Genomic DNA, 13,189 nt, shown 5'->3' on the forward strand with positions numbered 1-13,189 from the left:
TTAACACCATAGTAGTTTTATTGATTATTCTGAACTTTGTCCATTAATACCTTCATCCAGTATCCTCCGATTACTGAACGTGCTCTGAAGCCGACCCATCTGCCGCTGTCTGTATGATGCCAGTCACTGATAGGCACACGAGATACCGTTTCGTTGATATATTTATAGAGAGGATTAGCAAATTTCTGAAAAGTCTCTTTATCCGGAGACATAGCTGCTGTCCACATAATCCAGTCGGATTTTGTGTATTCTTTGCGGGAATCTAGAGGAAGTCCATAAGGATTCTGTTTTGTCAAGTAATAGCTGATTTCTTTTCCGATTACATTATTAGGGAACAGATTCAGATTCCACAACTTATCCCAAACCATATTGTATTTTTGGCTCCAAGTGTTCTTACGGTCAAAAGCCAAACGGTAATGGTCGCCTTCATTTGCCATTTCCTCCCACTTCACCGCCATTTTCTTGGCTGTCGCTGCATACTTATCTGCCACATCATTCAAACCGAGCATACGAGCCATCTCGCTATATCCGGCTACGCCCATAATCGCTTTCACTGAAAGGTTGGCATTGTGCGCCCAATGCCCGGCGAAGTCATCCGTGCAAAGTTGGTTTTCCGGGTCCTGTCCAAACTAACAAATCTTATTATATCTATTTGATAATCTAGGTATTATAGATTTATGTATTGTTTCTGTATTGTGCTTTACACCTTTTTTGAGTAAAATCAAAGTAATTTTTCTCTCAATAAAGTCACTTATTTTCATTTTTTTATTATTCCATTTTCTTTCGGATGAGCTCTAAAAATGGCGAAAACATCAATAATAAGTATTGTAAAATTGCCTGTTCTTAATTTATTTCATATTTTTGCAACGGCGGTTGATTCAACGACCGTTGAGAAAAACTTATTGATTATGAAGTTTTATAATAGAGAGAAAGAAATTGCAGAATTAAAGCGTGTACAAGAGCTTGCATTTGGTCAAAACTCCAGAATGATTGTGGTTACAGGCCGTAGGCGTATTGGAAAAACCAGTCTTATAAAACAGGCTCTGAAGGGAACACCTACTGTCTATTTTTTCATTGGAAGAAAGGCAGAGAGTATATTAGTAGCAGATTTTATAAAAATAGTACGTGAGACATTATCTATTTTTATTCCGGATGGCATATCCAACTTTACTAATTTGATACAATATCTTTTCGAAATAGGAAAAACACGCTCTTTTAATATTGTCATTGATGAATTTCAGGAGTTTTATAATATCAGACCCGATGTTTTTAGTGATATGCAAAATCTTTGGGATGAATATCGGCAAGAAACTAAAATAAATCTTGTAATTAGCGGCTCTGTATATTCATTGATGCAAAAGATATTCACAGATCATGGAGAACCATTATTCGGACGTGCTGACAACATTTTATGTCTTCGGCCCTTCAATACCAAAGTGCTAAAACAAATTATGGAGGATTTTGCACCCGGGTATACCAATGATGACCTGTTAGCTTTGTATACATTGAGCGGAGGAATCCCTAAATATGTAGAGTTATTCTGTGACAATCAAGCGCTTTCTGTTGACCGGATATATGACTTCGTTTTTTCAGAGAATTCCCTGTTTATAGATGAAGGGCGTAATTTGTTGATTACTGAATTTGGAAAAAATTACGGTATTTACTTTTCTATCCTATTAGAAATAGCAAATGGACATTATACACAAGGAGAAATAGAATCGGCATTAGGTGGTATATCTATTGGAGGCCATTTAAGTAAATTAGAAAATGTGTATAATTTGATAACTCGTGAGCGGCCTATTTTTGCGAAACCCGGTACAAAGAAGAATGTACGATATATTATTGGTGATAACTTTCTAAATTTCTGGTTTAAATACATTGAACGGAACCGTTCCTATATTGAGCTACAGAACTTTGAAGACCTTCGTCAACTAGCAAAGGCTGATTATCAGACCTATTCAGGTAGAGTATTGGAGAAATATTTTAAACAGAAATTAGCAGAGGAAGGAGGGTTTAAAGAAATTGGCTCCTGGTGGGAAACTAAAAGTTCTGCAAACAAGGAACGATTAAATTCTTTTGAAATTGATATTGTTGCTCTCAAATCAAGTGGTAAGAAAGCACTTGTAGCTGAGGTGAAACGAATGCCGGAGAACAATTATGTCCATTCGGCCTTCATGGAAAAAGTGGAGCATCTAAGACACAAAGAGATGGCAAAATATGATATTGAGACACGAGTTTTAGGGCTGGAAGATATGTAAGCCATTTACCGAGTAGGCTGCACTTCATATTGTGCAGCCTACTAACTATTAATCACTAATCTCTTTAAGGGAATAAAGCGGATACTTACAAATTACCATTCAATAGCCTGATCTTCATCTGGTACTTGGGTATTGATATCGCGTGACAAAGTCAATGTACCTTTTACATGATAGCGAATGATAGTGCCTTCTACTGGAATATAATTGAAGAAGTAATCTATGTTATTGATAATTACATAACGATGTTCCAAGTAAGGTTTTGCTTCATCCATGGATGATGAAATACGGAATGAAGGCATAATTTTTTCATTCACTTTGAATCCAATCTCTTCCGCATTATCGCACGATATGCTGACTGACCCGTTCTTGTCGCCCTTAAATTTGAATTTAATCTTATATTTTTTGCGGTCTGTATAATCTTCATCTACAATTCCGGCATAAATGAACATCGACTGTTCGTCTATTACATATCCTCTTACTGAAGCTTTCGTAATAGATTCAGCTGTTTCATTTATTGTGCCATCTGTATTTTCGCCCATCACAACTTTGTTAGTTAGTCCTGTTCCGGAGTAATCACCTGAATAGTCATTGAACGGAAAAATTCTCAATATTGCTTTAGCGTAATTTTTACGTGGATGTGCTTGATAACCGTAAGACGGATTGTCTACTATTTGTAATGGAAGTACCCATTTTTCAGACATGTCAATTCCCCGAAAATCAAACTTGAGGTCTAACAAACCAATATTTTGTCCTGCCCCTATCAGCATGTTTTCTGGATAGGAAACAAACGTTAACCTTTCATTTCCCATATCTTTATAGAATAAATCTGTACGAGTTGCAAAACGAGCCTTATTCAAAGTGTTCAACGTATCCGAGTCATGTGATATATGTATGGTAATATCTTGAGTATTATCAGTAGAACCACTGACAAGTACTGGCAAGCGATAACTGGACCTTCCTTCGCCACCTTCTGCATAATTACCTTCTATATCATGGCGACTATAAGGCACATAAATATTCGTGACTCCTTTGCTGTCTAAAGGAGAGCTAAAAGAGATGTAATGTTGATACTGTTCCTTTTCCCATTCTGAGTTACAGGAAGTTCCTAACACGATAATTGCAGCTAAAACTGCTAAAGTATATATCTTTTTCATATATCTGTCTCTACTTTTATAATTAATCATACATGGTCCATCCAGGGTTCTGTGTCAAACGAGAATTGCGTTTCAACTCACTGTGTTTGATTGGCCAAAGCCACAATTTCTCAGAGAATGTAGATGGAAGATTGTATACAGGGATAGCAGAATGGAATTCTTCTCTTTTGTCTTCAGCCACAAAAACATTACATCCATATATTTGCACAGCCTCTTCCGTAGGTGCGTCTTTCCAGCGGCGAAGATCGAAATAGCGTTTCCCTTCTCCCATTAATTCGATCATACGTTCACGTTTCAACGCTTTACGCATCTTATCAGCATTAGCATATACATCGTCACTATAGTCTGGTAGGCCGGCACGAATACGAACCGGATGAATACCCCGTTCCATTTGTGACTTGTCACGACTGATAGTATAGGTTATCGCTCCATTCCAAGAAGAAATATCATAAATTCCAGTTAACTCATTCAGTGCTTCTGCATAAAGCAATAAAATATCAGCATAACGGATAGCAGTTTCTGCTTTTGCGACATAATTACCCGGATAATCATTTGGGTGAACAAACTTCTTGATTCCTATACCTGTACGCAAATAGAAACCATCATTTCGATAACCGTCAGAACTTCTAAAATAGTACCAGACCTGTTGATTACAATCAGCGGGTTTGCTTTCAGTCTGGCTCAAGTAATGCCATGTACAGCCGTTGTATGCCACAGAGGCATAGAATCTTGGCTCCCGCTCTACATACTGTAAAGAAACATTCATGCCTGTTGAAGCCTGCTCATTGTCACCCTTATTAGGATCATATTTCCATCCGAGTTCTGTGTACTTACCATTTTTAAGATCTTGTAATCCGGTAAATCCAGTCCTGCGCTCACGGCTATCTACACGGTCTTCATAACCGGTAACTCCCATATACATACTATTCATACCCGGGCAGTCGGTTCCATCGTTCATATAATAAGCATCAAGCATTTTCTGCGTCATACCATGTGAGTTCCACCCACCATCATCTTTTGGCATTTGGTGAAGCACCATCATATTAATATCTGTCGCACCACGTGTAAAGATGAGTTCTTGATTATTAGCAGGCAATAACGTCCCGTCGAATATGTTACGATAAGATCTAAGCGGATCAATATTAGCCCAACCGTTGGGCCACTCTTTAGTGGAAAATTCCCCATCATCCGGTATTTTAACAGTCGGACGTTCGGAAGGCCCATTATCCGAAGTGGATTTGTTCACATGAACCAAGTCGTAAACATTTAAATCAAGAACATCCCGACATGCAGCAGCGGCCTTCGCCCATTTCTCTTCAGTATATTCCTGAGAGAGTAGACGATTACCTTGATCGTCTACTAATGCCTGCGCGTATTCATCGTTATTACCATTAGCAAATGGACTAGCAGCAAAAATCAGTGCATAGGCACGTGTCGCTAGTGCAGCCCCCCTAGTGGGACGAGTAACAGCATAATTATCTGTACGTCGGTCGTATTGCAATTCTTTGGCAGCCAGTACCATTTCGTTACTAATATATTGGGCCACTTCTTCATATGAGTTGCGTGGCGTAGCAATTTGTTCGTAACTTTCAGTGTAGTCTACCCCTTCATCCGGCATAACAGGCACAGGACCATAACGCCGTAACAACAACCAATAATAGTAGGCACGTGCAAAACGAGCTTGTCCCTTGTAGTCTTGAATCTCCCAGTCTTCCATTTCTTTACATTTGTCTACATTATGAATCATGACGGATGCTTGATAAATTCCTTTGTAACATGCTCCCCAAGCACCAATATTATATGAGTTTTCATCATATTCTCCCAATTTGAACATATTATACGACAATTCATTTTTGGTAGCATCAATTGTTTTATCACGATCACCAAAATACATATCGTCAGCGAAACAGAAAGGATTAGTTCCGGGGTTTTTAGTCGTAACCTCTTCGTTTTCTCCTTTTAGAAATGAATAAGTATAAGCTAACCACTCTTCCACATGATCCTTGCTTTCGAATGTTTTTTCCAAGGTTAGACGATCTTTGAAATATTTCTCCGAATTTAGGTAATCTGAACAGGAGAGCATAAATCCTATTCCCACTATAGCTAATAGTAATATAAAAATTTTCTTTACCATAATTTCTAATTGTATTTTATAGGTTGACAGTTATTCCCACAGTAATCGATTTTGTTAATGGATAGTCTTCGCCACGTGGATTGGCTGATTCTGGATCCCAAGTCTTAAATTTTGACCATGTAATCAGGTTTGATCCTGTGATGTAAACACGAATATTATTAAAATGCAGTTTGTTTACGAAATTCTTTGGCAATGTATAACCGATATCCAAGTTCTTTAAACGAATATACCGTCCATCACGCATCCAGAAAGTGGATGTTTGCTGGTTGTTACTGTTTCCTCCATAACTCAGACGAGGATAAGATGCATTCGGATTTTCATTAGCAGGAATACCTAGCTTGACAGCAGTTTCTGCATCCACCCAACGGTCATTTATCATATCCTTGAAGATATTCCCCCAATCACTTTCACTAAACGCATAGACACACTTACCATAAATGGGGAAAGTAGATTTTCCAGCTCCTTGAAAATGAATATTGATATCAAAACCTTCCCATGCAAAAGAAGCCCCTATGCCATATATTAAGTTCGGTTTGGTTGTAGCACCAATAGCCACTTTGTCTTGATCGTTAACAATCCCATCGCCATTGACATCTTTATACTTTATATCACCAGGTTGTACTGTCCCCCAACTTTGTTTAGGACTGTTACGGATATCATCATAATTGGCAAACAATCCTTCAGAGATCAATCCTTTACACTGGTTTACACGGTAGCCTCTTTCATATAAATAAGAATAAACTTGATTTTCTTCATCTTTTTCCAGCACCTCATTTTTACTGTATGTGATGTTGCCACGAACAGTCATATCCACTTTACCAAGCTTCTGATGGTAGGTAAAGTTACCGTCGAATCCACGAGATTTTACCGCACCTACATTTGCTTTCGGTTTGCTTTCTAAACCGGCAATTTCTGGTAGAAATTCACGAGGCATAAAAATTCCTGTACGTTTTTCATAGAAGTAATCTACCGTTGCAGTAAGTTTGTCATTAAAGAGAGAAAAGTCTATTCCCAAGTCATCTTTTGTTGCAATTTCCCAAGTTACGCCGGTTGAAGCCATTTGTGTATAATGAGCACCAATGAATTGCTTTTTATAATCACCAAATCCCCAATTATATACATAATTAGGATCCCCTTTGTCATTATATCCAGTTGTTGCTATGGTATATAAATATGGAAAACGGTTTTCGTTTCCAAGGTTATCATTTCCTACTTTGCCATGTGAGTAGCGTATTTTAAACATATTCATCCATTTTAGGTGTTGTTTAACGAATGGTTCTTCGGCTACATTCCAAGCTAGAGAAAAAGCAGGAAAGAAACCGAATTGATGTCCTGGAGCAAAGTTCTCCGAGCCGGTGTAACCGAAATTGAAATCGGCAAAATAGCGGTAATTCCAGTTATAAGTGAAACGTCCCGCCAATCCTTGGTTACGTTTTGACACACCATTTTTGATATCCGAACCAATATCTACGGTGCGTTTCTCACTATCCTGTGTATAACGGAAAGTAACTCCTCCATGGTGATTGTCTACACTACGGTCCCAACTTAATAACAAGTCAAGGAATTCTCGACGTTTACCAGAGCTGCCACTTGATTGTTGCATATCATATGCAGAAAACATTTTATCAAAGATAATTTCACCAGTTGTCTGATCACGTCCATTTGCTTTATATAAATCCGGTTGACGATGGCGGTTTATCCAGTTACTGTTATCTGTATCGTATCCAAAGCGTCCGATAAACTTCAAACCTTTAGTGATAAAATCCAATTTCTGTTCCAAGGTTACGTTAGTTTGTAGATTGTTATCCCAATTTTCATTATATCCAGTCTGTGTGGAGGCTACCCATGGATTGAGCTTATTCACATTATCCCTATGAGAAATAGGTGTATATCCATTGGAGTAATACACAGGTGAAGCAATAGAGTTATATCCGAAAAGCATTCCCCACAAAGTATCGTCCCCTAATCCCGGACTATTGCGCTTAGCAAGCGAGCCAGCTACACCTAACTTCAGAATAGTACTCTTTGTTATATCAATATCCACATTCATACGATAGTTCCAGCGCTTATAGTTGGCATTTGTATTGTAATCTTTCCGTAATGTTTCATCAGTTTTATACATACCTTGGTCTTCTGTATAACTTGCAGACACATAGTAACGGGCAGTATTACCACCGCCGTGCATATTCAGATTGGCACGATAACTCCATGCACCATTTTTCAAAATCAAGTCTAACCAATCTACATTCGGATAAAAATCCGGATCCATTTGAGTACGAAATAGTTCCAGTTCTTCAGGTTGATAGGCCACTCCCTTATTACGGGTCACCAACGCTTCGTTCATCAATCCTGCATATGTAAGGCCGTCTACAAACTTTGGTGTAATAGTACGAGTATTGTAAGAGGTTTCCACTTTAGCATCAATATTTATCTTTCCGGCTTTACCGCGCTTGGTTGTAATCAGTACCACACCGTTAGCTCCTTTAGAGCCATAAATGGCAGTGGCGGAAGCATCTTTCAATACTGTAAACGACTCGATGTCTTCAATATTGATTTCATCCAAGCTACTGCGTTCAAATCCATCTACCAAAATATAAGCACTCGAGCTAGCTCCGAAAGTCGAAATACCTCGTATCCAGAATTCTGATGTATTTTTCCCCGGTTGTCCGGAAGTTTGTTGGGCAATAATACCCGGTACATTACCTGCTAATGCATTAGAGATATTAGAAGTTGGAAAACGTTTCAGCTCACCTACATCTACGTTCGTTACAGCTCCCGTTACGGTAAGCTTTTTTTGAGTCCCCATACCAGTAACGACAACTTCGTCCAATTTGCTCGCTTCTGACTCCTTCATTGTTACGTTAACAGTACGCTGTTCCTTCACAAGCACTTCTACATTATCGTATCCAATATATGAGAATAGCAGACGATGATAGGGTTCTACTTTAATGATGAATTGACCGTTAATATCTGTAATAGTACCCAAACCGGCTACATCTTTTACAGTAATGTTTACGCCAATCATTGGCTCCCCTTGTGTGTCGGTGACTATTCCTCCTACAGTAATTTTTTGCTGTGCTAATATTGTCAATGGAACTACTGCGACCAATAAGAAAATAGCTAATATTTTTTTCATATTCCAATAGTATGTTTATTTGTTAGTTTCTTTTATTTATATTCGTCATCCACTGTCTTGTCACCGATAGCTACAGCTTTCTCCATTGAAATGGTACGAATGGTACGTCCTATTTGATCATGAATGTAGAAAATCTCTTTCTCATCATCATAAACAAGCCCGGTAACATCGCGAAAACGTGCTGTTTCGCGCAAATCACCATCATCCGTTCCCCATTGGTTGCCATCAGCCAAAGTTGTAGATATTCCTCGTCCTGCATATGTAGAAACGATACCTTCCGGAGTTACTTTTCGTACACAGAAATTGAGCTTATCTACAAAATAAAAATCATACTCATCATTTTCACCTATATACTCGTCATTTTTGACAAACACACCTTGGCTAGGTTGATTCATGCGCGCCACCGTTCCTACATCATCTTTATAACCACTTTGTTTATAACCTCCCACAAAATTATATGGAGTAATGAATGTTTTTTTCTCCTCATCGTAATCAGAGCGCATAAAGTAATGGTTATTAATGACTCCAAAATAAGCGTATTTGCCTGTAGGATGAATAAAAATCTGAAACTCCCAACTAGGGTCAGCAATAGTAAATAGTTGTTTGAAGATATCCGGATGTTTTTTTACGACTGGATCCCAATCCTGATTATTTCTGATTGTTTTGAAATATTCAGCTAAGTCCAAACGAAATACCTGTCCCTTTTCATAACTGTTAAAATAGAGTTCCCCGTTAATAGGATGAATAGAGGCACCATTACATTGTTTATAAGAAGCTAGCAATTGAATATCAGAATTATCATTGAATGTTCCATCTGCATTACGTTTGATGATATAAACACTGGCACTTTCATCTCCCCGACCATCATAGTCAACTGATATGATCATATATTGTGCCTCATCAGCATATCCATCTATTTTTTTGTTGAAGGTTATACTACGCAAGCGGTTAGTAGGCACGGTATTAATATTCAAAGGTGAAGAAAGTTCACGTTTCTCCAAGTCAATCAATTGTATGGCCTTATGACCATCATAACATATATATATATGATTTTTATTTAGCGGATCGAATGCCATACGACCGCTATTAGCAAAACCGCAACATCTGATACCATCGGGACCATCAAATGGTCCATCTTTCCATCCTTGATCATCACGATTATTGCGATAACCACAAAGTGTTCCTACTACCATCTTTTTCTGATATTCAAATTTTCTATCAGCAACAGCTGTTATACTATTTTCTCCTTCACCTACGGTTACTTCTATTTCTCCATTAAAGGCTCCAGAAGGAACAAAACAATAAATATGAGTGTGTTTCACATTAATAACAATTGCGTTTTTTCCACCAATAGTCACTTTTACTTTAGAAGCGTCAGTTCCAAAATTTTCCCCATAGATTAAAAGTTTTTGATATGCTCCACCTTCATGTGGAGTAAAATCAGAAATTGTCATAGGGCTTGAAGGATCAAAAACACCTACTTTTACATTGTTCTCATTCTTGCAACTGTAATTACAAATTGCAAGTAATGCCAGTATCATCCACTGCCATTCATTCAATACTTTTTTCATTCTACTTTTCATGTTTTTCATTTTAATTAATAATAGAAATTCTTTAACTCAAACACTTCATAAGATTTATTCATCAATACTTGCATCCAATATCCCCCAATCACTGAACGTGCACGAAATCCTATCCAGTCACCACTGTTTGTATCATGCCAATCACTAATAGGTACTCGAGAATTTGTTTCATTGATATATTTATAAAGGGGGGATACGAATTTTTCGAATGTGTATTGATTGGGTGACATAGCCGCTGTCCACATAATCCAGTCGGATTTAGTGTATTCTCTACGGGAATCCAAAGGCAGTCCGTAAGGATGCTGCTTTGTTAAATAATAATCAATCTCCTTCTTTATTACATTATTTGGGAATAAATTTAGACTCCACATCTTATCCCACACTATATTATATTTCTGGCTCCAGGTATTCTTACGGTCAAAGGCCAAACGGTAATGATCACCCTCATTTGCCATTTCTTCCCATTTCACCGCCATTTTCTTAGCTATCGTTGCATATTTATCAGCCACATCATTCATTCCAAGCATACGAGCTATCTCGCTGTATCCGGCTACACCCATAATCGCTTTCACTGAAAGATTGGCATTGTGAGCCCAATGACCTGCAAAATCATCTGTACAAAGTTGATTGCCTGGGTCCTGTCCAGACTAAGTTGACAGTAAATAACTAGTTGTTACACAATGAATTATCGTTATTTCGTGTTGTCTTTGTGTTGTTATGGGCATCAAACAAAGTACAAAATTCTAACTTATGAGTAGACTTTTAATAAATAAAAAAGCTAATGGATGAATATAATGGTAGTCTAAGATGAAATATGGACTAATCTGAAAAAATGAATATTTTTCCTCTCTCTCTTCCCTTTTTATCTATGTAACTTCTTTTATGATATAAAAACTGGCAACATTTTGAGATATAAAAAATCAAATAGATTGAATAATGGCTCTTATTGAATGAACACGACGTAAATGAGGCTTTCCAGAATGAATTATCTATCTTTTTATACTATTTTGCAGAGAAATGCTATCGTATAATAGCTTAAGAAAACAAGAAAAATAGATGTTAGAAACCTATTCAGGAAGCCATAGCGTAGTTCATTTTAAACCAATAAGTGGTTTCTTTTAAAGGTAGGAGATGTTTCTTTTAAACCAACGACTTGTTTCATTATATCAAAACTCGTTTTCGATAGTATGAAAAAGTACATGTTTATAAAGAATTATGCTATATATATTCAATAAAAGGAATATATATGATGTAAATGTGACTTTCTTTTTTCTATTTAGCAACTCAATAGAAGATTAATTCTTCTGCATACATGAAAAATAGAACATAATTTGAAATAACTAAGATAAAATATTTCAATCTTTACCTGGCAAGTTTAGCTCGAAGTTCTTTTAGTCTTTTTGCAGCCTGTAGATTATCAACCTTTATATATCTCATGAATGCAGATGGACTCTTATGCCCAGATATGCGCATAAGCTCTCCAGCAGGAAAGCCGGATAAATACATATTTGTGCAAAACGATCGTCGACAGGTATGAGAAGAGATCATCTCCCATTTTTCATAGACTCTCTTTTCCCGTTCCTTTCCTTTTTTGCGAACAACTTCGATTTTCTGTTCTAGTTTTGCTCTTCGCCCTAATTCTTTAACTCTTTCGTTGAATATATATCTAGGAATTTTAGGTAAATCGTAGTTGTACTTCTTGAGTATTTCCGGTACATAATCGATCATAGGGATTATGACAGCTTTATGCACTTTTCTCTGTTTGAGATTTATAATCTCATTATCTAAATCAATATGTTCAGGACTTAATGTTGAGAGATCACTATATCGTAGTCCTGTAAAACACCCAGTAATAAAAACATCTCTAATCTCTTCCAATTGCTTATCATCTGACAAATCTAACTCGTGTATTGTTGAAAGTTCCTTTTCACTTAAATAAATAGCATCAGTTTCTTCTTCTACGACCTTAAAATGCTTCAAGTCAATTGGAGGAATAACTCCTTTATCTATTTGATAATTAACAAACCCTTTTAACAAACGTACAATTTTTCCAGCAGAATTAGTGAGTAAACCAACACTTCCATCGGGCTTTATAACTTTATAAAATAAATAGTCCATAAATTCATTGTAAAATATAAGATTCAGGTTATGGAAAGTAATTGGTTGCGATGAATGTTCTTTGAAAGCGACCAGATGTTTGCGAAGTGTTCGGTAGTCTTTTATTTGATCTGCAGAAACAACTGGAGCTTTTTCTGTAATATATCTTTCTAATGCATCAAAGATATCTACCCGATTAGGTCGTAATTCATATTCTCTATTCTTTTTTAGTTCAAGTAAAACAAAATCTACGGTTGGACTTATTCCATTTATCTTTGCATATATAAGAATTTCTCCAAGCTTGGATGTCATTCTAATCAGACAGGCATCAATCTCATCATAGTTTGGACAAGCGCGCTTAATCCATCTCTTTTTAGAATCCCAGTGTTCTGGTTTAATACTGTATCCAGTAGAGATGAGCGTACGCTTAGTTCGATTGTAGTTATATCGAACATAAAGGACAGTAGTCCCCTCTCGAGTGACGTACCTTGGTTTAATATATGGAGTATATTTGGCGATAGTAAAATCTGTATTGCATTCGTATTGCAAAGTTACAAAAGCTATCTGAAATGAGCAATATCTCATCGTTAAAAGCTAGAATCTCAAAATGTATTGCGCTATCTTTAAAAAAAGTGGATAAAAATTGCTCAAAAAGGAAAAAAACTACTCAAATCATACTGTAACAGACCTTTTTTATACTTTAAAAACGTTCAAAACATGAAAAAAGAATAGATTTTGTCCTTTCTTGAACACAGATTTTCCTAATATTTAGCATTAATTCCATTATTTTGTAGCGTTACAAATAAAATGCTATAGAAAAACAGTTG

The 13,189-nt window shown here is 36.9% G+C and carries 6 protein-coding genes and 2 pseudogenes; 1 reads left to right on the forward strand and 7 read right to left on the reverse strand.

The window, feature by feature from the left end; all coding sequences use genetic code 11:
- Positions 1-17 precede the first annotated feature (17 nt).
- Positions 18-629 (reverse strand): annotated as a pseudogene (locus tag NXV01_RS06360) (glutaminase domain-containing protein); the annotation flags it as partial.
- Between the two features lie 279 nt (positions 630-908).
- Here NXV01_RS06360 and NXV01_RS06365 point away from each other — a divergent pair.
- Positions 909-2,258: an ATP-binding protein gene (locus tag NXV01_RS06365; protein WP_195648967.1), complete on the forward strand. Its 1,350-nt coding sequence runs from the start codon at positions 909-911 to the stop codon at positions 2,256-2,258.
- Positions 2,259-2,350: 92 nt separating this feature from the next.
- Here NXV01_RS06365 and NXV01_RS06370 read toward each other — a convergent pair whose 3' ends face one another.
- The 6 genes and pseudogenes from NXV01_RS06370 to NXV01_RS06395 form a co-directional block, all read right to left on the reverse strand.
- Positions 2,351-3,412: a DUF4973 domain-containing protein gene (locus tag NXV01_RS06370; RefSeq protein ID WP_195648888.1), complete on the reverse strand. Its 1,062-nt coding sequence runs from the start codon at positions 3,410-3,412 to the stop codon at positions 2,351-2,353.
- Between the two features lie 22 nt (positions 3,413-3,434).
- Positions 3,435-5,546, reverse strand: a complete 2,112-nt coding sequence (locus NXV01_RS06375; RefSeq protein ID WP_259021980.1) for a RagB/SusD family nutrient uptake outer membrane protein — start codon at positions 5,544-5,546, stop codon at positions 3,435-3,437.
- Positions 5,547-5,562: 16 nt separating this feature from the next.
- Positions 5,563-8,682: a TonB-dependent receptor gene (locus NXV01_RS06380; protein WP_234133940.1), complete on the reverse strand. Its 3,120-nt coding sequence runs from the start codon at positions 8,680-8,682 to the stop codon at positions 5,563-5,565.
- A gap of 32 nt (positions 8,683-8,714) precedes the next feature.
- The gene (locus NXV01_RS06385; protein WP_234133941.1) at positions 8,715-10,253 is read right to left on the reverse strand and encodes an IPT/TIG domain-containing protein; all 1,539 of its coding nucleotides are present in this window, start codon (positions 10,251-10,253) and stop codon (positions 8,715-8,717) included.
- 26 nt (positions 10,254-10,279) lie between these two features.
- A pseudogene (locus NXV01_RS06390) lies at positions 10,280-10,909 on the reverse strand (glutaminase domain-containing protein); the annotation flags it as partial.
- A gap of 718 nt (positions 10,910-11,627) precedes the next feature.
- Positions 11,628-12,911: a tyrosine-type recombinase/integrase gene (locus NXV01_RS06395; protein ID WP_309569314.1), complete on the reverse strand. Its 1,284-nt coding sequence runs from the start codon at positions 12,909-12,911 to the stop codon at positions 11,628-11,630.
- Positions 12,912-13,189 lie beyond the last annotated feature (278 nt).

It is taken from the genome of Bacteroides sp. BFG-606 (genome assembly GCF_024788145.1).
Lineage (GTDB): Bacteria > Bacteroidota > Bacteroidia > Bacteroidales > Bacteroidaceae > Bacteroides > Bacteroides vicugnae.